The following is a 20,943-nucleotide window of genomic DNA, read 5'->3' on the forward strand; positions in this document are numbered from 1 at the left end:
GCCGCACCGCCGGACACCGGTCAGCGCAACGGACGGATGAAGCTTCTGATGTCGTCGACCAGCAGTTGGGGCTGTTCCAACGCGGCGAAGTGACCGCCCCGGTCGAACTCGGTCCAACGGCTGAGGGTGGGCAGGATCCGCTCCGCCCACCGCCGGACCGGGCGTACGGCGTCGGCGGGGAAGCAGGCCACCCCGACCGGCATCCGCAGCGGCCAGGGCCCGGCCCAGGTCCGGACGAAGTCGGCGTCGAGCCGGTTGGACTCGTAGTAGAGCTGGGCGCTGGAGCCGGCGGTGCCGGTCAACCAGTAGATCATCACGTTGGTGAGCAGATCGTCCCGGTCGACGGCGTCCTCCGGCGCCTTCACCGAGTCGGTCCACTCCCAGAACTTCTCCACGATCCAGGCGAGCTGCCCCACCGGCGAGTCGGTCAGGGCGTACGCCAGGGTCTGCGGACGGGTGGACTGGATCTTGCGCCAGCCGGCGCCGTCCTGCTCGAACGTCTGCGCGAACTCCAGCCGGGCGAGGTCCTCCACGCCGAGGTCGGCGAACATGGCCGGGTCCTCGGGCGGGAAGGTGGCGAGCATGTTGACGTGGACGCCGGCGACGTGTTCCGGGTCGGCGAGCCCCAGCTCCAGGGAGATCGGCATCCCCCAGTCGCCGCCCTGGGCGACGTACCGGTCGTAGCCGAGCCGCCGCATGAGTTCGGCCCAGGCCCGCGCCACCCGCCGGGTGTCCCAGCCGACCTCCCGGGTCGGGCCGGAGAACCCGTACCCCGGAATCGACGGGATCACCACGTGGCAGGCGTCGGCCGGGTCGCCGCCGTGCGCGGCCGGATCGGTCAGCGGCCCGACGATCCCGAGGAACTCCACGAACGAACCCGGCCAGCCGTGCGTGAGGATCACCGGAGTCGCGGTCGGCTCGGCCGAGCGGACGTGCACGACGTGCACGTCGGTGCCGTCGATCTCCGTGACGAACTGCGGGAAGGCGTTGAGCCGTCGCTCGGCGGCCCGCCAGTCGTAGCGGTGCCGCCAGTGGTCGACCAGGTCACGCAGGTAGTCCAACGGCACCCCGCGCTCCCATCCCACTCCGGGAAGCTCGGTGGGCCAGCGGACGGCGGCGAGCCGACGGTCCAGGTCGTCGAGGTCGGCCTGCGGGACGTCGATCCGGAACGGACGCATGGTGGACCCTCCGTTTCTCGTGGTCAGGATCGTCCGCCGAGCAGCTGGCCCGGCCGGGCGGGGGTGTGGTTCGTGGCCCGGGGGCGGCCGTGGCGGAGCACCCGGAGCATGGTGGCCGGGCGCATCAGCGACGATGGGGGGTCGATCAACCCGGCCACCCGGATGAACGCGTCGGTGAGGCGGGCGTCCCGGGTGGCCGCCCGTTGCAGGCGTGCCACGTACGCGTTCGCGAAGCGGATCTTCGCGGTCCGCTTGCCCTCGACCCCGGCGTACCCGAGGTCGGCACCGCCGGAAAAGTCCCACGGCGAGTCGAGCTGCCGCGCCAGGTCGCGGAAGAAGGCCACCGGCTGTGGCTCACCGTGGCGCAGGTGCTCGGCGAGCACCAGTGAACCCAGCGCGGCGGCGGTCATCCCCTGCGCGTAGATCGGGTTGAAGCTGCACACCGCGTCGCCCATCACGAGCAGGCCGGCGGGGAACCGGGTGAGACGCTCGTAGCGCCGGCGGACGCTGGCCGGGAACCGGAAGGTCACCGCGTCGTCGACCGGCTCGGCGTCCTGGACCGCCCGGTAGATGTCCGGCACCGGCAGGGAGCGGACGAAGGCGAGGAACCCCTCCGGGTCGGCCGGCGGGTAGTCGCCGAGGATCCCGGTCAGGGTCAGCTCCACCACCCCGCCGTCACCCGGAACCCGGTAGAAGAAGGCGCCCCGAGGGCTGGTCGGGGTGGCGGCCGGGATGATCGCCAGGTCGCTGCCGAAGGGGTCCTCGGGCAGCCGGAAGTGGCGGGTGGTGTACGCCAGGTCGATCTTGACGCGGTCCTCGGCCGGTCGCTGGTAGCCGAGCGCCGCCAACCACGCCGGAGTGCGCGACCCCCGACCGGTCGCGTCGACGACCAGGTCCGCGTCGAGCACCTCCTCGCGGCTGTCCTCGGCCCGTCGCTGGACCCGGGCCCCGATGACGCGGGCACGGTCCGGTGTGGTCACCAGGCCGACGATGTCGTGTCGTTCCAGGACGCGCACGTTCGGGATGGACTGCACCCGGTTGCGTACCGCGTGTTCCAGGACCGGCCGGGTGGCCGGCACGGAGACCAGCCCCGAACGGGACGGCAGCATCCGCTGCCCGTCCACGTACCAGCGGATGTCGCCGCTGAAGTCGCCCGGCACGACCCCGGCCGCCCGCAGGTCGTCGGTGAGCCCCGGGAACTGGCTCTCCAGGATCTGGTACCCGCGCGCCACCAGGCCGTGCGCGTGCCGGCCGTGCGGCACCCCCGGCCGGTACCCGGAAACGCCGGTGACCTCGTCCCGGTCGACCAGCAGCACCTCGGCATACCGGTCGGCGAGCACCCGGGCGGCCAGCAGGCCGCCCATGCTCGCCCCGAGCACCACCACCCGTCGGGTGGAACCCTCCCCCATCACGTCACGTCCTCGCCCGGTGCGGCCGGCTCAGGCCGGGTTGGCCGGGGAGTTCTGGTACGCGGTGAGCAGCCACTGCCCTTCCCGCCTGACCAGCAGCCAACTGGCCCGCACCGCCCGCTCGGCGGCAAGTTCGGTCTGTCCCGGGGCGAGCACGCCCCCTTCGGTGAGCACGAGGACGACGTCGTCGGCCAGCACCTTCATCGCGACGGGCGTACCGGTGACCCGGGTGCCCTGGTAGGGACCGGCGAAGGCCTGCGCCATGAAGCCGCGGATCTCGTCGCGGCCGTGCCGGGCGAGCCCGGGCAGGATCATGCTGCCGTCCTCGGTGAAGGTGGCGGCGAAGGCGTCGGCGTCGTGTGCGGCCCAGGCGGCGATGATGCGCTGCGGCACGTCGCGCACCGCCGCCTCGTCCTCGGCGCTGAGCGAAACCGTGGTGCTGTTCGGCATGGGTCTGGTCCCTTCCTGGGGTCGGGTGGCCCGTCCGGTACGCCGCCGGCGTTCCCGGACGGCAGCCGGTGGGGTGCGATGCGGGATCACGGCAGCCCGGGCCGGCACCGACACCGTGGTCAACGGCTGGGGTCGGTATGGCCGGCGGTCCTGCCTGCTCGACGTCCTGCCCAGTCCCATTCTGTGGCGGTGGCCGGGCCGGCTCATCTCCGAGAATGCGCGGTCCGGAGCCGCGTCCGCGCAGCCCCGCCGGGCAGGTCGGCCGGGCACCTCCCGGTTGGGGAGATGCCCGGCCGACGAGGCCGCGCCCACCCGGGGGAGCCCCGCGGGCGCGACCGGCACGGTGGCGGCGGATCCCGGCGCCGCCACCGCGGGTCAGATGTAGAGGGTGTTCGGGCCGAGGCCGCAGAGGATCCGGCCGTACAGCTCCAGGTTCGTGTTGGGGTGCATGATGGCGTGCAGGTTCAGCGTCTGCACGTCGCGCGCGATACGTTGGATCGGTACGTCCTGGTAGATCGACGAGCCGCCACTCGCGGTGTTCAGCAGGTCCACCGCCTCCTTGGACCGCTGACACACCGCGCCCAGGTCGAGGCGGATTCGGGCGCGTTCCTCGATGGTCCACTCCTCACCCGCGGCCGCCTTGCGGTCGAGCAGCTCCGCGGAGCGGTACGCGTGGAAGTCGGCCTCGTCGATCCTGATGGTGGCATCGGCGACCTGGAGGTGCGTGATCGGCGCCTGGCTCTGGTCGGCGTAGTCGGTGTAGGTGATCTTGCGGCCGGGCAGCCGCTCGAAGAACGCCTCGCGCGCCCCCTTGGCCAGGCCGAGACAGCTCGCCCCCACCGTCGTGCAGGCCATCGACATGAACGGGACGCGGTACATCGACGAGTCGGCGTTGGAGTTGGTCAGCGGCGCGCCCTGGATGACCGGCCCCATCGACACCACCCGGCGCTCCGGGACGAACACCCCGTCGGCCACCGTGGTGACGCTGCCCGACCCGCGCATGCCGGCCGTGTGCCAGTCGTCCACGATCTGCAGGTCGCTGATCGGCACGGCGACCATGACCGGCTCGTGCCCGCCGTCCGGCGTGGGCCGCACCGCCGCGTTGGTGTTCCAGTGGCTCTGCGTCGCGCCGGTGTTGAACGACCACTTCCCGTTCAGGATGACGCCACCCTCGGTGGGCACCGCGACCGCGCCCGGGCTGAGGATGCCGCTGACCCGCACGTCCGGCGTGGAGAAGATCTCCTCCTGCACCTCGTCCGGGAAGAGGCCGGCCATCCAGCTGCTGATCATCCAGACGGCCATCGTCCAGGCCGTCGAGCCGTCGCCCCGGCCCAGCTCGGAGACCACGTCGACGACGGTACGCATGTCCGACTCGTAGCCGCCGTACCGGGCGGGCAGCCGCATCTTCAGCAGACCGGCGTCGGTGATCGCCGCGATCACGTCCTCGGGCAGGCGGCGGCTCTCCTCGGCCTTCTGCGCCTTCTCCCGGAGCAGGGGCACCATGTCCGCGGCGCGGCGGGCAAGCTCGGAACGGGGCGGTGCTGCCATGGTCTCCATCGAACCTCCTGGTACGTCGAACGGCTGACACGACGGGCACGTACGGGAAGGCCGGGCGCGGCCCTCCGATGAGAACGGACGTCGCCGCGCGGCGCGGCGGCCGGGCGACCGGCCTGGCCGGCGCACCCCGACCCTGGCATCCGCGGGCCGGGGGCGCACCTTCCGAATTGCGACGTCCGATGCTTGACGGGAGGTGGCCGGCGGCCTATGCGGCGGCCTCGACCGGCTCGCGGACGGCGTCGGGCGCGGCCACCAACTCCGCCAGCACCTCCTGGTAGGCGGCGACCAGACCGGCGACGGTCGCCTCGTCGAACAGGCCGCTCTTGTAGGCGACGCAGCCGATCACGTCCCCGCACGGGTCGAGGTTGAGCGTCCACAGGGCACCGTCGGGAACGTCCGAGCCCAGCGGCTGCGACACCAGCCGGCGGCGGATCTCCGTGTACTCCAGGTCGCCGACCCGCTCACGGTCGAGCAGGAAGGGGAACGGGAAGACCTGGAACACGCAGACCGCCCGGTCGTCCTCGATTGCCGGCATCATCAGCTCCGGCGCGTGGGCCAGGATCTGCGGCACGTCGTGCGAGTAGGCGTCGACGCAGACGTTCCGGGTGGCCACCACGGCCTCCCGGAAGGTGCGGCAGCCGGTCAGGTCGACCCGGATGGGCATGAAGTTGAAAAACGACCCGACGGTGTACTGGAACAGCTCTCCACCCCGGCCCGGGGTGAAGGTGGGCACGACCACGTCCGGTGAGCCGCCGACCCGCTCGGCGAGGACGGCGAAGGCCGCGAACAGCACCATGAACGGCGAACTGCGGGTGGCCCGGCCCAGCTTGAGCGCCGGACCGATCACGTCCGCGCCGATGAGGAACCGGTGCACCGCGGTGGTCGGCTCCGCCGCCGCCGAGCGCGGCCGGTCCGTGCCCACCGTGAAGACCCGGGCCCCCCGCAGGTTCTCCGACCAGAATCGGCGTGGGGCGTCCATGACGGCCGGATCGCCGACCAACGCGCGCTGCCACTCCGCGAACTCCCGGTACTGCCGTGGCTCCGGCAGCGCCGGCAGATCGTGGCCGCACCGCACGGCGTACCGGTGGGCGAGATCCCGGATGATCAGCCGCATCGACCAGCCGTCGGTGGCGGTGTGGTGCGAGACCAGCAGCAGCACCGCGTCCCGGTCGTCGAACCGGGCGAGCACGGCCCGCAGCAGCGGCAGCTCCGTGCTCGGAAAGGTGGCGGCCTCCGCCTCGATCAGCAGCCCCTCGGCCGCCGCGTCCCGGTCGCCCGGCGGAACCGTGGACAGGTCACGCAGCGTCAGTCGGGGCGAGCCGGGCGCGCAGATCGCCTGGTGGCGGTCGTCGGGGGTGCGCATGATCGTGGTCCGCAGCGCCTCGTGCCGGGCGACCACGTCGTCGAGGGCACCCTGCAACGCCTCGACGTCGACCTCGCCACGGACCCGCCAGCCGTGGACGATGTGGTAACGCGGGCCGAAGGGCCCCTCCTCGTCGCCCCGGTCGTACATGCAGAGAAAGTCCTGGTTCAGCGACAGCGGCGCCTGGTGCACCAGGCCGCCCGGCGCCGAGTTCTCCGGAATGCTCATGGCCGTCAGCCCTTTCGTCGTTCCCGGTCAGTGGTCCATGCAGGCGGCACAGCCGCCGGTCTGGTCCATGCAGGCGGCACAGCCGCCGGTCTGGTCCATGCAGGCGGCAACAGCCGCCGGTGGGTACCGGCCCGGGCCGACCCCGCTGTCGCGCCCGGGCCGGCCCCGGTCACCGCAGGCCCGCCGGGGCCGGCTCCGCGCCGACGGACAACCGCTCGGCCAGGCCGGCCACCGTCGGCGCCTCGAACAGCGCCCGCAGCGGCAGCTTCGCCCCGAGACCCGCCTCGATCCGGCTGATCAGCCGCATCGCTAGCAGGGACTGGCCGCCGAGCTGGAAGAAGTCGTCGTCCACACCCACCCGGTCCAGCCCGAGCACCTCGGCGAAGATCTCGCTGAGGATTTCCTCCTGCGCGGTACGCGGCGCCCGGTACGCCACCGCGGCCTCCGGGTCCGGCTCCGGCAACGCCCGACGGTCCAGCTTGCCGTTCGGGGTCAGCGGCAGGGCGGACAGCGCCACGAAGGCGTCCGGAACCATGAAGTCGGGCAGGCTCGCGATGGCGTACGCGCGCAGCGCGCCCAGGTCGACCTGCCCGTCCCGGGCCACCACGTAGCCGGTCAACGACCGTTCCCCGGTCCCCAGTTGCCGCGCCACGACCGCGACGTCGGACAGCCCGGGAAAGCCCGCGAGCGCGCTCTCCACCTCGGCGAGCTCCACCCGGAAGCCCCGGACCTTCACCTGGTCGTCGGCCCGGCCGACGAAGTCGATCAGCCCGTCGGTGGTTCGCCGGACCAGGTCGCCGGTGCGGTACATCCGCTCACCACCACCGGCGAACGGATCGGCGACGAACCGCTCCGCGGTGAGATCCGGCCGACCGACGTACCCGCGGGCCAGCCGGGGCCCGGCGACGTACAGCTCACCCACCTCACCCTCGGCGACCTCGGTGAGCGACTCGTCGAGGACGTACACCCGGATGCCGTCCATCGGCCGGCCCACCGGCACCGTCGGGCCGGGCGAAAACGGCGCGGCCATCGGCGAGTGCGTGGTGAACAGGGTCGACTCGGTCGAGCCGTACATGGCGCGGACCACCAGGCCGGGACAGGCGTCGAGGACCCGCTGCACCGCCCTGGGCGCGATCACGTCACCGCCGGTCATCACCTCCCGCACCCCGGCCAGGCAGTCCGGCGCCTCGTCGGCCACCACCCGGAACAGGCCGGCCGTCAGGTGCACGGCGGTGATCCGGTGCGTGTCGACCAGCCGGCGCAGGGTGGCCACGTCGAGGTCCGCCGACGGACCCACCACGACCTGACCACCCCGGGTCAACGGCACCCACAGCTCGTAACTGGAGACCTGGAAGGCGTACGGGGCCACCATCAGCACCCGCAGGTGCCGGTCACCGGACCACGCCTCGTCCCGGATCAGCCGGGCGACGGCCCCCTGGGGGATGGCCACCCCCTTCGGGTCGCCGGTGGACCCGGAGGTGTACATGACGTACGCGATGTCCTCCGGGTCGGTGGGCAACGCCGGGTCGGTCGACGGCATCCCGGCCAGCTCGGCGTCGGCGTCGACCAGCAGGACGGTGCCGCCCTCGGGCAGCCCGCGCCGCTGGGTCGCCGTGTCGGCCAGCAGCGGCGGGCCGCCCGCCTGGTCGAGGATCCACTCCATGCGCTCGCGCGGGTAGGCCGCGTGCAGCGGCAGGTACCACGCCCCGGCCTTGAGTACTCCCAGCAGGGCCACGACCAGCTCCGCGGTGCGCTCGGTCAGCACCGCCACCGGCTGCTGCGGTCGTACGCCCAGGGCGATCAGCCGGTGCGCGAGCCGGTTCGCCCGCTCGTCCAGTTCCCGGTACGTCAACCGGCGGTCGCCGGCCACCACGGCCACCGCGTCCGGGGTCCGGCCCACCTGCTCGGCGAACAATTCATGAACAGAGGTGGAAGTCATCACCCGCTCCAATCACGTGGACTAGGACCACGACGCCTCGATGCCATTTCCGAATACGCACGATCGTTGACGGGAACCGTCAGCCGGCCGGGCCGAACGCCACCGGCAGACTGCTGTATCCGCGCAGGAAGGTGGAATAGAGCGGGGTCGGCCGCCCACGCAGCTCGATGGTCCGCACCCGGCGGCGCAGCGCGTCCACCACGGCTCGGACCTCCGCCCGGCCCAGAAACGCCCCGAGGCAGAAGTGCGGCCCGTGCCCGAAGGTCAGGTGCTTGTTCGGCGACCGGCCCAGGTCGAACACGTCCGGCCGGTCGAAGACCTCCTCGTCCCGGTTGGCCGAGGCGTTCCAGACGGTCACCACGTCCCCCGCCGGGATGCTCTGCCCGCCGAGCACCGCGTCCCGGCGGGCGACCCGACCGACGTGCATGGCCGGGGTGTTCCAGCGCAGGATCTCCTCCACCGCGTCGTCTGGCGACACCTCGCCGCGGCGCAGTGCCCGCCACTGCGCCGGGAACTCGACGAAGTTCAGCACCGCGCTGATCATCGCCAGCCGGCTGGTCTCGTCCCCGGCCAGAATCAGCCCGTAGCAGTTCAGCACCACCTCCTCGTCGGTCAGCGGCGCCCCCTGCACGTCACAGGTGGCGAGGGTGCTGATCACGTCGTCGCGGGGGTTGCGCCGCCGGTCCGCCGCCAGGCCGTGGAAGTAGAGCAGGATCTCGTTGCGGGCCAGCCAGGTCTCGTGGTCGGGCTGGTCCGGCACGTCGGAGCTGAGCGCCTGCTTGCTCAGCCGCAGCAGGGCGGCCCGGTCCGCCGGCGGCACGCCGAGCAGGTCGCAGATCGTGCCGATCGGCAGCTCGTCCGCGACGTCCCGGGCGAAGTCACCACCACCGGCCGTCACCATCGCCGCCACCAGCCGGTCGGCCCGGGACCGGACGGCATCCAGCACCGGCTTGAGCATCCGGGGGGAGAAGGACCGCAGCAGGGTGGCGCGGACAGCGGTGTGCCGGGGCGCGTCGGAGACCGCCAGCAGTTTCCCGCCAGCGGTGTCCCCACCGGTGAGCAGCGAGGTCAGCATGTTCCCGTGGCCGGAGACGAAGGTCGCCGGGTCCTTGTAGACCGCGAGGGCGTCTGCGTACCGGGTGACGACCCAGAAGTGCGGGCCGTGGACGGTCCGCGGATGCCGCCAGACCGGCCGGGTGGCGCGCAGCCGCCGCCACACCTCGTCCAGTCCGGGACCGGCGAAGGTCGCCGGATCGGCGAGATTGACCCCGGCGAGGTCGTCGGCGACGCCGATACCGGAGGTCACCGTCAGTCCCGTTCCGCCTGGCGCTGTGCCTCCACGGCCTCGTACAACGCCTTGATGTTGCCGCTGCCGAAGGTACGGGCGCCGAGCCGCTCCACCATCTCGAGGAAGAAGGTCCGCCGGGGATGCGCCGACCGGGTGAAGATCTGGAACAGTTGGCCGTGATGGTCCTCGTCGACCAGGACGTTGACGTCACGCAGGTCGGTCACCGTGTGCCGGGCCAACTCCAGCCGCTGCGGCAGCATCGCGTAGTAGGTGTCCGGGGTGGACAGGAACTCCACCCCCCGCTCACCGGCCTCGCGCACCGCACGCACGATGTCGGTCGCGGTGAAGGCGACGTGCTGCACGCCCGCGCCGCCGTGGTTCTTCAGGAACTCGTCGATCTGGCCGGGGCTGCGGGAGACGTCCGGTTCGATGAGCGTCAGCGTCACCGCACCGCTCGCGTCCTGCACGACCTTCGAGTTCATCGCCTGGGCGCCGACCACGATGCGCTCCTCGAAGATCATCCGGAAGTCGAGGACCGTCTCGTAGAACTGCACGGTCGGGTCGAGCTGACCGGGCTCCAGACAGACCGCGAAGTGGTCCACGGCTGTCAACCCGCTGTCCCAGCTCGGCTCGGCGCCGTGGTGGGGCAGCAGGCCCGGCAGGTGGCGGGCGTCCAGATCCCCGGTACGGCGGACGAAGGTGTGCGCGACGTCGCCGAAACCCATGACGGTGGCCTGGACGACACCGTCCCGTTCCCGAGGCGGCGACACCGGCCGAGCGCCCCGGCGTACCGCCTCGGTGAAGGCGGTGGCCGGGTCGGCGACACCGAAGCTGATGTCGGCGACGCCGCTGCCGTGCTTCTCCACGTACGCGGCGGCCGGGTGGTCGCCCACCAGCGGCTCGGTCAGCACCAGCCGGATCTCCTCGCGGCCCACCCCGGCCGAGCGCGCCTCCAGGGGCGCCGTCGGGTCGGTGCCGGCGTAGACGGCGAAGCCGAAGCCGTCCACCAGTCGACGGGTCTCGTCGGCCAGATCGCTGACGTAGAACTCGATGTGATCGAGGGACAGTTGGCCGAAAACCGAGGTCGGTGCTGTGCTCATCAGATCATCTCCCCTTGTCGTGGGTCGGTTCGGCGCCGCCGCCGGCACGGCCCGGCGGGACACCGGTCAGCGGGTGTCGACGAGCCGACGCGGGCGGGGGTCGGTCCAGTGGGTGTTGACGTACCGCAGGCATTCGTCCCGGCCGGTCGGACCGTGCACGGCGGTCCAGCCCGCCGGCACCTCGGCGAATTCCGGCCACAGACAGTGCTGGCCCGTGGCGTTGACCAGAACCCGGAAAGCGCCGTCCTCGACATCGAAGGGATTGGCCATCCGATTCCTCCAGCCGGATCGTTGGATCACCACGCGGAAATTGCGTACGCCGGCGCCGCGGACGATTACCCGCGACCTCATCGGCACGTTTAGACGGTGCCACCGGCGACTCGCCGGACGCATCTTCCGGGTTGCGGCGAACCGCCCGACGAGGTCACGAAACGGCAGGACCGTCGGTGGCGCGCACGCGCCACCGACGGTCCGTTTCCGCGGGTACGGGCGGGTCAGGGCAGCGTTTGCCGCCCGGTGGGTCGGGTCAGCCCCAGACCCCGACCTGGTAGCACTCCGCGGGCCGTTGCCCCGCACCCACGCACCGGGCGTTGTACGCGTCCAGCAGCCGCTGCGCCCGGGCGTCGGCGAGCCGGAACCGGGCGACCCGGTCGGCGCCCCGCAGCAGCACGTCGTCCATCGCCTGCACCAGCTCGTTCTGGATGCCGTCGAATGCCCCTGTCACCACGCCGAGACCGGCCGGCGACCGCTTCGCCGTCCGGATCCGGTCCAGCGCAACCTTCGACGACGGGTGCTCGGCGAACCAGCCCTCCTGGTGCAGCAGCTGGATCGAGTGGGTGTTCATCGGCAGGTAGCTGGTGCTCTTGTGCCAGGCGGCGGAGTTGCGCGGGCTGTTGAGGAACTGCATGAAGGCCAGCGCGCCGTCCTGGGTCTGCCGGTCCAGCCCGGCCCGCAGCCACAGTGAGTCACCGGAGTTGACGTTGCCCACCGACCGGCCGTACCCGTCGTGCGGCAGCGGGGCGGCCCCGACACCGAAGCCGGCCTCGGCACCGAACTGGGCGTAGGTGTCGCCCATGTTGGCGGCGTCCAGGACGAACGCGACCTGCTGGCCGACGAACGACTCGAAGTTCGCGCCCCAGTCCTCCGGCGTACCGCTGTAGCGGTAGTGGCCGGCGCGGTGCATCCGCTGCCACCACCCGGCGTAGGCGAGCATCTGGGGCGAGTCCAGGTGCACCCGCGTCGCCCGGCCGCTGCGGCCGTTGTCCCGGTCGGTCAGCAGGCCGTCCTGCTGGGCGATGGCCTGCTGGAAGAACCAGTTGTGGTTCGGCCAGGTGACGCAGTGCTCGGGGGCGTCCGGCAACGTGGCGATCCTCGCGCAGGCGGCCTCGATCTCCGCCCAGGTACGCGGCAGCCGCGAGATGCCCGCCCGGGCGGTGACGGTGGTGTTGGCGTACAGCAGGCTGGTCATGCTGGTGACCGGGAAGGACATCAGGTCACCGCGGTAGGTGTAGTAGTCCCGCACCTGCGGCAGCAGGTCCCGCAGCACCACCCGCTCGCCGAGGATGTGGCTGCGCCCGCCGATCGCCCGCTGCACCGAGGTGAACAGCGGTCGGCCGTCGCGGCCCCTCGCGTCCCGGGCGATCTGGGTGGCGTTGTAGTAGTAGTTCGCGACCTCCGGCGGGTTGCCGGCGCTGACCGCCTCGGCCACCTTGCCGGGCAGGGCGGTGTAGTCGTGCGCCTCCACCTTGACCTGGTAGCGCGGGTGGGCCCGGTTGAACTCCTCAGCCAACTGTTTGCGTTGGTCGAGGTAGCCGGGGAAGGGATAGTCGGCGAGCCATACGTCGATGACCACCTTCTTGTGGGTGGCCGCCTCCGCCGCCGCGGCGGCCGGCGGGACGAGGGACAGGGCGACCGCTGCGCTGAGCGACGACGCGATCAGTGCGCGGGATGTACGCATGGGACCTCCAGTGGTCGATTCCTCGGCTACCGAGACGAGTCACCGTTCATCCTGTTGGCCGACGGCCGCCGGCTCATCTCTCCGATTGCGCATTAGCCGGAGGGACGGGCGGGCCGGTCCCGACAGACGCGGTCCCGGTGCCCGGTGACCGGGCCGGGCGCAGGGCGAGCGCGGTCAGTACGGCGAGAGCCACGGAAACGACCGCCCCGGCCACCGCGACGACCGCCAGCGCGGCGGTGTACGCCTCCCGCGCCGGCGCGAGCACCTCGGGCAGCCGGTGGGCGACCCGCAGCGCACCGGAGAGCCCGTCCAGCGCGGTGGCGGCGTCCGCCGCCGGAATCCCGTCGGGCACCGCCTGACCCAACCGGCCCCGGTAGACGGCGGTGGCCGCGCTGCCCAGCACAGCGATACCGGTGGCCAGGCCGAACTCGGTGCTGGTCTCGCAGAGGCCCGAGGCGGCCCCGGCCCGCTGCGGTGGCACCGCGCCGACCACCAGGTCGACGCCCAGCCCGGCGGGAAGGCCGTTGCCGAACGCCACGACCGTCCACCCCGCCAGCACGGCACCGGTGCCGCCCGCGCCCGCCCCGGCCAGGACCGCGAAGCCTCCGGCGGCGACCAGAAGACCGGAGGCCATCACGGGACCGGCTCCGAACCGGGCGGCCAGCACGGGCGCGAGCATCGTCCCGACGATCATGGCCAGGGTGGACGGCAGCAGCCACAACCCGGCCCGCAGCGGAGACAACTGCCCGACCAGTTGGAGGTACTGGGTGACCAGGAGGGTGCTGCCGCCGAGCAGCACACCACCGGCGACCAGCACCACCAGCACCGGCCGGACCGCCCGCCGGGCGAACAGCGACAGGTCCAGCAGCGGGTCGGCCAACGCGCGCTGCCGCCGGACGAAGGCGACGCCGGCCGCCACACCCACCGCGGTCGCCAGCGGCACCACCGGGTGCCAGCCGTGGCGGGCCAGGTGTTTCAGGCCGTACACGATCGGCAGCACCGCGGCGAGGGAGAGCAGCACGCTGGGCAGGTCGACGCGGCCCGGGTCCGGGCGGCGCCGCTCCGGCAGCAGCAGCGGACCGGTCACGAGCAGCAGCAACATCACCGGAACGCCGAGCAGGAACGCCGAACCCCACCAGAAGAACTCCAGCAGCGCCCCGCCGACCAGCGGACCGGCGGCGTTGCCGGCGAGGAAGCAGCTCATCCAGACCGCGATCGCCGTCGCCCGCTGCCGGGGCTGCGTGAACAGGTCGCTGATCAGCGCCAGCGTCGAGGGCATCAGCGTGGCGCCGGCCACCCCCAACACCGCCCGGGTGGCGATGAGCATCGCGCTGCTGGTCGAGAAGGCGGCCAGCACGGAGGCCGCCGCGAACGCGGCGGCGCCGACCAGCAGCAGCCGTCGGCGCCCGACCCGGTCACCAACCGCGCCCATGGTGACCAGCAGCCCGGCGACCATGAAGCCGTACACGTCGGTGATCCAGAGTTGGGCCACCGCGTCCGCACCCAGGTCCACACTGAGTTGCGGCAGGGCCAGGAACAACACGCTCATGTCCACGGCGAGCAGCACCGTCGGCAGGGCGAGTACGGCCAGGGCGAGCCATTCCCGCCGCCCCGCGGCGCCGAACTCCGGGGAACCGCTAGGGCCAGTTTCGGTCATGGCCCGACCCTGGCAGCCGGCCCCGGCCGGCACATCTTCCACCGTGCGCAACCCTCGGGCGGGGTCGCTGTCCGTCGCTGTGCCGGCCCGGCCACCTACGGGATCGGGCCGGCCCGGCGGTGGCGCCGACGGGCCTACTTGTGCCCCAGGTCCCGCAGTGACAGCGTCCTGATCCGGCTCGGCCACTCGGCGCGGACGAGCTGCCGGCGCAACTCGCGGCGGACCTCCTCGGCGACGACCGGGTCGGCCTCGTACAGGTACAGGTCCAGGTCGAACCGGGTGCCGTCGTGCGCCTGGTAGGTGCGGGTAGCCGAGGCGATCACGTTGGGCAGGGCGTTGGCGATCCGCCGCACCGATGCCAGCGACACCTTGGTGCCGCCGGTCACCACAAAGTCGGAGAGCCGGCCCCGGAAGTGCAGGTAGCCGTCGTCGTCGAGGAGGAACAGATCTCCCGTGGCGATCTGGTCCGGGCCGACCAGGCAGTCACCGACCCGGCCCTCCGCCACCCCCACCTTGCGCCGCAGCACCGTGTCGGAGGTGACGAGCAGCTCCCCCACCCCGTCCGGGCCGGGGTCGCGCAGCGCCACCCGGACGCCGTCCAGCGGGCGGCCCACGGTGCCGAGCCGGCGGCGCGGTTCCCGGTGGGCGGCGAGGGTGCTGACCCGGGGCCCCGCCTCGGTCAGCCCGTAGGTGAGGTAGAACTCCAACCCGGGGCTGCGGTCGAGCACGGCCCCGGCCGTCGCCGGGTCCAGCGACTCACCGCCGACGGTCAGCATCCGCAACGACGGCGGCGGACGCCAGTCCGCCGCGACCAGCCCCCGGACCATGTACGGGGTGACCGACGAACTGGTCACCGCGTGTTCCCGCACCGCTGTCCAATAGGCGGCCGGCGTGAACGGCGGCCCGGCGATCACCAGCCGGGCACCGGTGACCAGACCGGCCAACGCCTGCGCCACCAGTGCGTAGGAGAAGTACAGCGGCAGGTTCACCAGGATCGTGTCGTCGGCACGCAGCCCGACCGACCGGGCGTGCCGGGCCGCGTTGCGGGTCAGCGACGAGAAGCGGTGCAGGCAGCCGCTGGCAACCCCGGAGGTGCCCGAGGTGAGGATGACGACGTGCCCCGGCTCGTGCCGCTGCGGGAGCACCCCGGTGAGGGTCTCGACCTGCACCGGCCCGAGCTGCCGCCCGGGCGGGTCGGCGGGGTGGCCGGTGGTGATCAGGGTACGGGCGCCGATCCGGTCGGCGATCTCCCGGATCCGGCCGGTGGGCGTGCCGGGGGGCACCAGCGCCGGCACGCCACCGGCGAGGAGCACACCGAAGAAGCAGCGCAGCAACGCGGCTCCGTTGGCGAGCGCCACCAGCACCACCTCGCCGGGCCGCCGGTCCAGTGCGTGCAGCTCCTCGGCGACCCCGTCGAGCAGGCCGGCCGCGTCCGGCGTCGGCTCCAGGTCGACCACCCCGTCGAGGTACGCCGCGATCTCGTCCCGCGAGTACGTCAGCACCGGGCCTCCGCGCTGGTCAGGACAACCGTGCGGACGGTGTGTCCAGCCGGGCCCCGCTCGTGCTCGGAGACGACCACCCGACGGCACACCCCACCGGTGAGCCAGGCCCGGGCCAGCAGCGCGACGGTGGGTCGGGCTGCCGGGGGCGGCATCGACAGCATCAGGCTCGGACCCCGCAGCCCGTGCACGATGCAGGCGAGACCGGCCACCGACCCGGGGTTCGCACCGGCGAACCGCAGTGGTGAGACTCGTCCCCGGTCCCGCATCGCGGTCACCTCCCGCATGGTGTGGCTGGTGCCGTACTCGCTGACCGCCAGCACCCCGACGTCGGTGCCGGTGCCCTTCCCGCTCTGTCCCGCCGCGTCGAACACCGCACCGACCGCGTCGGCGACGAGCCAGGCCACCGGGTCGGCGTAGAAGGATGCTCCCCGGTGCCGGTCCGGTTCGTCGCCGCCGGTCACGGTGGCGGTCGCCAGCACGGCCAGCGCATCCTGGTCAGCCCAGACCATCGGGCACCCCGGCCAGGACCAGGCTGGTGTTGAACCCGCCGAACCCGAGCGTCACGCTCAGCCCCGCTCCGTCGCCCAGCGCGACCGGCCCGCCCCGGGGCATCGGGAGCGTCACTGCGGCGGCGACGGTCTCCAGGCCGTACACCGGCGGCACCTTGCCGTGCCGCAGCGCCTGCACCAGGGCGATCGCCTCGATGGCGCCGGTCGCGCCGAGGGTGTGCCCGAAGGCGCCCTTGGTGGCGAAGAGGACCGGCCGGGTGCCGTCGGGGAACAGCCGGGCGAAGCTGGCCGCCTCGACCGCGTCGTTCACCGGCGTGCCGGAGCCGTGCGCGTTGATCACGGCGATCTGGTCGGGCCGCAGGCCCGCCTCGGCCAGCGACCGCCGTACCGCCAGCAGCACCGCCGCGCCGGACGGGTCGGGCGCGGTCATGCCGGCCGCGTCGTTGGACGAGCCACCACCGAGGAGGGTCGCGTACCCGCCGACGCCGCGCCGGTGCGCCCGGTCGGCCTCCTCCAGCACCACGACGCCGGCCCCCTCGCCCAGCAGCGTCCCGTCACCGTCGGCGTCGAAGGCACGCAGGGTGGTCGGCGACATGGTGCCCAGCGCGCTGTGCCCCAGCCGCTTCGCCTCGGTCAGCACGTCCACCCCGCCGCAGACGCAGACGTCGGCCACGCCGGCGGCGATCAGGTGCCCACCCACCATGATCGCGTCCGCCCCGGACGAGCAGGCGGTGGAGACCGAGACCGGTGGCCGGGTGAAGCCGAGCTGGGCCGCCACCGCCGTGGCCCAGTCGTGCAGTCCGCCGGCGCGGGGGTCGTCCAGCTGGGCGCCGTAGCTGGTGCCGAGCACCAGCAGCGCCGATCCGGGCTCGCCGCCGAGGCCGGCGTCGCGGATCGCCCGGTCGACCGTCCGGGTGGCGAGGGCAACCTGCCGCCGGGCCGGCGCCCAGTCCGGCGGCGGGTCGGCAAGCGCCGCCGCCGTGCGGTTGCGCAACCCGTACGCCGACGGCACCTCCCGCAGTCCGCTCTCGCCGGCCAGCAGACGGGCCCAGACCTCGTCGAGCGAGGTGCCGAGCGCGGTGTCCCAGGCCATTCCGGTGACCAGGACGCGGCGGTTCACCACAGCTGGCGCCCGAGTTCGTCGACTTTGGTCCGCACCAGCGATCCCCGGAACGCGGCGACCCGGTTGCCCTGCACCGTGGCCCGGCAGGAGAAGTGGAACGACGAGCGGTAGAGCCGGTCGCAGCGGACGTCGAAGACGACCTGGTCGCCGGGGACGACGACCCGGGTGAACCGGCTCTGCACCGAGCCGATCAGGGTCAGCTCGTCGTCGGCCAGCGGCGAGGTGCTCAACTGGTACAGGATGATCCCGGACTGCGCGAACGCCTGCATGAGGTGGCTGCCGGGAAACACCGCCCGCTCGGGAAAGTGACCGGCGATGGCGTCCATCGTCCCGGACACCGACATCAGGCTGCGCAGGTACTCGCCGGGGCGGTGCTCCAACACCCGGTCGATGTAGATCATCGGGTGCCGGTGGCGCAGCCAGCTCTTCAGCTCGGTGAAACCGAGGGAGGTGTCGGTCGTCTCACTCATCGCGATCCCCTTCCGCCGCGGTCGGTGCTTGCCTCTCGTGCCGGCACTCGCGCAGGGCCCGGCGCAGCGGGGCCGGCAGTGCCACCGCCTGTCCGCCGGCCCGGTCCACGACGCAGAGCACCAGCGCCCCGGTGGCCAGCAGCTCGCCGGCCACGTCGCCGTCCGGTTCACGGTGCACCGCGCCGGACAACTCACAGGTGGCGCCGGCGACCCGGTCCACCTGGACGTCGACCCGCAACCGGTCCAGGAACCGGGCCGACGCCCGGTAGCTCATGCGCAGATCGCGCACGGCCAACTCCAACCCCTGGTCGGTGAGCTGCCGGACGCCCACCCCGAGCCGGTCCAGGTTCTCCAGCACCGCCGTCTCCAGCAGCGAGGCGTACCGGCTGAAGTGGACGACGCCGCCCGCGTCGGTGTCGACATGCTCCACCCGCCGGCGCAGCTGCCGAAGCCCCGTCATTCCCGCGACCCGCGGAACACGCGGGAGCCGTCGGCGATCCGGCCCACCAGTTCCTCGGCCTCGTCGAAGGTGGTGATCAGCGGCGGCGCGACCCGCATGGTCGGGAAGACGTACCGCAGGCCGCGCGAGCGACGGCCGGCCCCGGCCATGAACTCGACGTACGCCCCGGCGCGGACGACCTGCTCCCGCAGCTCGGCGAGCCGGCCCGCCGCCCGCTCGGTCAGCTCGACACCGTGCATCACGCCGGTGCCCCGCGCCTCCTGGTACAGGTCGGGGAAGGCCTCGACCAACTCTCGGCGGAGCAGCCCGGCGAGGTGCTCGCCGAGGGCGACCGAGTGGTCGAGCAGCTTGTCGCCGACCATCAGGCCCAGCCCGTCGCGGATCACGGCGCAGGCCAGCGGACGCAGGTCGGAGGTGGCCACGGCGCCGGAGCCACGCGGCGACAGGGACCGCCGGGCGATCACCATGGACAGCGACAGCGCACCCATGCCGACGCTCTTGCCGATGACCGTGACGTCCGTCGGGACCGGGCCCGCCTCGTCCGCCATCGCGAAGAACCGGCCGGTCTTGGCGAAGGTGAGCACCTCGTCGGCGACCAGCAGCGCGCCGTTGACCCGGCACAGCTCGGCCAGCGCACGCAGATACCCTGGCGGCGGCTGGAGGATCCCGGCGTCGCCCTGCACCGGTTCGACCACCACCCCGAGCAGCCGGTGGCCCTTCTCGGCGAACCAGGCGGCCAGCACGTCGGCGTCGCCGAAGGGCAGGTGCTCGACGGTCACCCCGAACGGCCGGTCCGGCGCGAGCGCCGGCAGGCCCACCCGGTAGTGGCGGCGGTTCAACAGCGGCACCAGGCCGCCGGTCCACCCGTGCCAGGCCCCCTCGAAGGCGAGGATGATGTCCCGGTCCGCCGCCTCGGGACGTGGTCGCAACGTGTGTCGGTCGAACCGGGACTCCAACACCAGCCGCAGGGCCAGTTCCATCCCCTCCGATCCGGAGTTACGGCCGCTGACGTGGTACTCGCCGGCCGGGAAGTGGTCGGTCCACAGTCCGTCCGGGCCGAACAGGTCGGTCAACAGGCGGGCCCGTTCCAGGGAGCCGACCTCGTCGGTGGCCTGGCCACCGTCACGGACCCCCCGGTTCAGTGCCCGGCGCACCGTCTCGTGGCCGGCGCCGAGGCAGGCACTGCCGTACGCGCCACTGGCGTCGATCACCTCGAACTCCCGGCCGGCGTCCGGTCCGTCCAGGGGTACCAGCCGGCTGCGCACGCCCCGCCCACCGGTGACCGCGTACGGCAACCGGTGCGACTGGTAGTGGTCCAGGTGCAGGTCACGGCCGGCCCGCAGCAGGCGCAGCAGGTCGGCCGGCAGGTGTCCGGTCACGCCCGGGCCTCCGTACGCAGCCGGCGGACCAGAGCGGCCACGGTACGCAGGCTCTGGAAGTTCTCGGGGGTGAAGTCCTGGTCGGAGATCCGCACGTCGAACATGTCCTCGCACTGCACCCGCAGTTCCACGAAGCCGAGCGAGTCCAGGCCGTACACGGCGCGCAGGCTGTCGTCGAGGCCGATCTGCTCCGGCGGCACCTCGACGAAGAGCTCGGTGTTCAGGATCTTGCGGATGCCGTTCTCGATCTCCATGGAGGCACCTTCGTCTCAGGATGGGGGGTCGCTTCCGTCGATCCACCCGCGCCGCGAGGGCCAGGTGGGGCGGCAGGCCACGGCACGGATTCGGGTGCGGACCGCGTGGGCAGCGTGTCGCGCCCGTGGTGCGGTCCGCTTCCGTCCGAGCGGTCCGGGTACGGCGGCGCGCTTCCGCCGTCCCGGCCGGCCGGTGTCACGTCCGGTCGGTTGCTCTGCGGAACTGACCACCACATCCTGCGCGAGCGGGAAGAGACGCCGCATCTCCTGGATTGCGGGCCGCCACCTGCCCGGTCCGGCCGCGCGACCGGGGCCGGACAGCAATCGGCGCCGGCGGCCACGCAGGCCGCCGGCGCCGCAACGCCGCCGTTACTTGACGACCTTGTACCGCAGGTGCGTCACCTCGGGGGTGTGCACGACGCCGATGGTCTCCAGGACCAGCGTGTCCCCCAGGTTGTCGAAGAGCCGGATGCCGCTGTCGATGAGCACCGGCCGGACGGCCACCCGGATCTCGTCGACCAACCCCGCCGCCAGGCACTGCTGGGCGATCTGGGCCCCGCCCCCGATGACGACGTCCCGATCGCCCGCGGCCGCCTGCGCCTGGCGCACCGCCGACTCCACCCCGTCGGAGACGAAGGTGAAGCTGGTCTCGCCCTTGGCCGGCTCGTCCGGCGTGCCGTGGGAGACGATGAAGTGCTCCACCTGGAACGGGTTCTCCACAAAACCGTCCTGACTGGCTCCCATGTCGTACGTCCGCCGGCCCATCACCATGGCCCCGATCGCCGCCATCTGCTCCTCCACCACCCGCTGGTTCTCCGCCGACGGCGAGAAGAACCAGTCGTGCAGCCCTTCGGGCTCGTCGTGGGGGCCGGCGACACACCCGTTCACCGACATCGTCATGTCCAGCACGACCTTGCCCATTCGTACCTCCATCATCTGGGTTTCCGACAGTTCGGTGCGTCCCGTGTCCGGCCCGGACCGGGTTCGTACCCGACCCTGCCATCCCCGCCGCCCCGGCGGGGCACGGTGCGCAATCTGGGAGACGGCCCACCCCACCGACCGGTGCCACGATGAGGCGGCGGCGGCGACCGTCGCCGTGGCCGGGCCACGGCTCGGCAGA

Annotated in this window: 19 protein-coding genes; all 19 read right to left on the bottom strand. The window is 72.8% G+C overall.

The annotated features are described in order from the left end of the window. Positions 1-20: 20 nt before the first annotated feature. A complete protein-coding gene (locus E1182_RS04525) occupies positions 21-1,178 on the bottom strand; it encodes an epoxide hydrolase family protein (RefSeq protein ID WP_132261353.1) in 1,158 nt (385 codons plus the stop codon). A 23-nt stretch (positions 1,179-1,201) separates the two neighbouring features. Continuing rightward, a complete protein-coding gene (locus E1182_RS04530) occupies positions 1,202-2,587 on the bottom strand; it encodes an NAD(P)/FAD-dependent oxidoreductase (RefSeq protein WP_132261379.1) in 1,386 nt (461 codons plus the stop codon). A gap of 30 nt (positions 2,588-2,617) precedes the next feature. Continuing rightward, positions 2,618-3,037 carry an SgcJ/EcaC family oxidoreductase gene (locus E1182_RS04535; protein WP_132261354.1) on the bottom strand — a complete coding sequence of 140 codons (420 nt, stop codon included), beginning with the start codon at positions 3,035-3,037 and terminating at the stop codon, positions 2,618-2,620. 375 nt (positions 3,038-3,412) lie between these two features. After that, on the bottom strand, positions 3,413-4,585 hold the full coding sequence (locus tag E1182_RS04540; protein WP_132261380.1) for an acyl-CoA dehydrogenase family protein: 1,173 nt from the start codon (positions 4,583-4,585) through the stop codon (positions 3,413-3,415). Positions 4,586-4,799: 214 nt separating this feature from the next. After that, the gene (locus E1182_RS04545; protein WP_132261355.1) at positions 4,800-6,185 is read right to left on the bottom strand and encodes a condensation domain-containing protein; all 1,386 of its coding nucleotides are present in this window, start codon (positions 6,183-6,185) and stop codon (positions 4,800-4,802) included. A 169-nt stretch (positions 6,186-6,354) separates the two neighbouring features. Continuing rightward, positions 6,355-8,124 (bottom strand): non-ribosomal peptide synthetase, encoded by a 1,770-nt coding sequence (locus tag E1182_RS04550; RefSeq protein WP_132261356.1) that lies wholly within the window; start codon positions 8,122-8,124, stop codon positions 6,355-6,357. Between the two features lie 79 nt (positions 8,125-8,203). Beyond that, complete coding sequence (locus tag E1182_RS04555; protein ID WP_207921268.1) at positions 8,204-9,430, bottom strand: cytochrome P450; 1,227 nt, start codon at positions 9,428-9,430, stop codon at positions 8,204-8,206. Positions 9,431-9,432: 2 nt separating this feature from the next. Then, positions 9,433-10,512: a 4-hydroxyphenylpyruvate dioxygenase gene (gene hppD / locus E1182_RS04560; RefSeq protein WP_132261358.1), complete on the bottom strand. Its 1,080-nt coding sequence runs from the start codon at positions 10,510-10,512 to the stop codon at positions 9,433-9,435. Between the two features lie 66 nt (positions 10,513-10,578). After that, positions 10,579-10,782 carry an MbtH family protein gene (locus E1182_RS04565; RefSeq protein ID WP_132261359.1) on the bottom strand — a complete coding sequence of 68 codons (204 nt, stop codon included), beginning with the start codon at positions 10,780-10,782 and terminating at the stop codon, positions 10,579-10,581. A 256-nt stretch (positions 10,783-11,038) separates the two neighbouring features. Next, positions 11,039-12,469, bottom strand: coding sequence for an extracellular solute-binding protein (locus E1182_RS04570; protein ID WP_132261360.1), 1,431 nt, complete (start codon positions 12,467-12,469; stop codon positions 11,039-11,041). Positions 12,470-12,542: 73 nt separating this feature from the next. Beyond that, positions 12,543-14,126, bottom strand: a complete 1,584-nt coding sequence (locus E1182_RS04575) for an MFS transporter (RefSeq protein ID WP_132261361.1) — start codon at positions 14,124-14,126, stop codon at positions 12,543-12,545. A gap of 134 nt (positions 14,127-14,260) precedes the next feature. Beyond that, entirely contained in the window at positions 14,261-15,628 is a 1,368-nt protein-coding gene (locus tag E1182_RS04580) for a class I adenylate-forming enzyme family protein (RefSeq protein WP_132261362.1), read from the bottom strand. Beyond that, a complete protein-coding gene (locus tag E1182_RS04585; protein ID WP_132261363.1) occupies positions 15,622-16,137 on the bottom strand; it encodes a hypothetical protein in 516 nt (171 codons plus the stop codon). The genes E1182_RS04580 and E1182_RS04585 overlap by 7 nt, the downstream gene beginning before the upstream one ends. Continuing rightward, the gene (locus E1182_RS04590) at positions 16,124-17,257 is read right to left on the bottom strand and encodes a beta-ketoacyl-[acyl-carrier-protein] synthase family protein (RefSeq protein ID WP_132261364.1); all 1,134 of its coding nucleotides are present in this window, start codon (positions 17,255-17,257) and stop codon (positions 16,124-16,126) included. The genes E1182_RS04585 and E1182_RS04590 overlap by 14 nt, the downstream gene beginning before the upstream one ends. Continuing rightward, positions 17,254-17,730 (bottom strand): 3-hydroxyacyl-ACP dehydratase FabZ family protein, encoded by a 477-nt coding sequence (locus E1182_RS04595; protein WP_132261365.1) that lies wholly within the window; start codon positions 17,728-17,730, stop codon positions 17,254-17,256. Before E1182_RS04595 ends, E1182_RS04590 begins: the two co-directional genes overlap by 4 nt. Next, positions 17,723-18,190 carry a thioesterase family protein gene (locus E1182_RS04600; protein WP_132261366.1) on the bottom strand — a complete coding sequence of 156 codons (468 nt, stop codon included), beginning with the start codon at positions 18,188-18,190 and terminating at the stop codon, positions 17,723-17,725. The genes E1182_RS04595 and E1182_RS04600 overlap by 8 nt, the downstream gene beginning before the upstream one ends. Continuing rightward, entirely contained in the window at positions 18,187-19,569 is a 1,383-nt protein-coding gene (locus E1182_RS04605; RefSeq protein WP_132261367.1) for an aminotransferase class III-fold pyridoxal phosphate-dependent enzyme, read from the bottom strand. The genes E1182_RS04600 and E1182_RS04605 overlap by 4 nt, the downstream gene beginning before the upstream one ends. Beyond that, positions 19,566-19,823 (bottom strand): acyl carrier protein, encoded by a 258-nt coding sequence (locus tag E1182_RS04610; RefSeq protein WP_132261368.1) that lies wholly within the window; start codon positions 19,821-19,823, stop codon positions 19,566-19,568. The genes E1182_RS04605 and E1182_RS04610 overlap by 4 nt, the downstream gene beginning before the upstream one ends. Before the next feature lie 369 nt (positions 19,824-20,192). Continuing rightward, entirely contained in the window at positions 20,193-20,744 is a 552-nt protein-coding gene (locus E1182_RS04615) for a dihydrofolate reductase family protein (RefSeq protein WP_256370809.1), read from the bottom strand. Between the last annotated feature and the right edge of the window lie 199 nt (positions 20,745-20,943).

It is taken from the genome of Micromonospora sp. KC721 (genome assembly GCF_004348355.1).
GTDB lineage: Bacteria > Actinomycetota > Actinomycetes > Mycobacteriales > Micromonosporaceae > Micromonospora.

Excerpts from the sequence above, each read along its gene's own strand:
- E1182_RS04600 (WP_132261366.1), bottom strand. The coding sequence starts at position 18,190 with ATGACGGGGCTTCGGCAGCTGCGCCGGCGGGTGGAGCATGTCGACACC.
- E1182_RS04535 (WP_132261354.1), bottom strand. The coding sequence starts at position 3,037 with ATGCCGAACAGCACCACGGTTTCGCTCAGCGCCGAGGACGAGGCGGCG.
- E1182_RS04570 (WP_132261360.1), bottom strand. The coding sequence starts at position 12,469 with ATGCGTACATCCCGCGCACTGATCGCGTCGTCGCTCAGCGCAGCGGTC.
- E1182_RS04595 (WP_132261365.1), bottom strand. The coding sequence starts at position 17,730 with ATGAGTGAGACGACCGACACCTCCCTCGGTTTCACCGAGCTGAAGAGC.
- E1182_RS04615 (WP_256370809.1), bottom strand. The coding sequence starts at position 20,744 with ATGGGCAAGGTCGTGCTGGACATGACGATGTCGGTGAACGGGTGTGTC.
- E1182_RS04575 (WP_132261361.1), bottom strand. The coding sequence starts at position 14,126 with ATGACCGAAACTGGCCCTAGCGGTTCCCCGGAGTTCGGCGCCGCGGGG.
- E1182_RS04610 (WP_132261368.1), bottom strand. The coding sequence starts at position 19,823 with ATGGAGATCGAGAACGGCATCCGCAAGATCCTGAACACCGAGCTCTTC.
- E1182_RS04565 (WP_132261359.1), bottom strand. The coding sequence starts at position 10,782 with ATGGCCAATCCCTTCGATGTCGAGGACGGCGCTTTCCGGGTTCTGGTC.
- E1182_RS04525 (WP_132261353.1), bottom strand. The coding sequence starts at position 1,178 with ATGCGTCCGTTCCGGATCGACGTCCCGCAGGCCGACCTCGACGACCTG.
- E1182_RS04550 (WP_132261356.1), bottom strand. The coding sequence starts at position 8,124 with ATGACTTCCACCTCTGTTCATGAATTGTTCGCCGAGCAGGTGGGCCGG.
- E1182_RS04585 (WP_132261363.1), bottom strand. The coding sequence starts at position 16,137 with ATGGTCTGGGCTGACCAGGATGCGCTGGCCGTGCTGGCGACCGCCACC.
- E1182_RS04540 (WP_132261380.1), bottom strand. The coding sequence starts at position 4,585 with ATGGCAGCACCGCCCCGTTCCGAGCTTGCCCGCCGCGCCGCGGACATG.
- hppD (WP_132261358.1), bottom strand. The coding sequence starts at position 10,512 with ATGAGCACAGCACCGACCTCGGTTTTCGGCCAACTGTCCCTCGATCAC.
- E1182_RS04530 (WP_132261379.1), bottom strand. The coding sequence starts at position 2,587 with ATGGGGGAGGGTTCCACCCGACGGGTGGTGGTGCTCGGGGCGAGCATG.
- E1182_RS04545 (WP_132261355.1), bottom strand. The coding sequence starts at position 6,185 with ATGAGCATTCCGGAGAACTCGGCGCCGGGCGGCCTGGTGCACCAGGCG.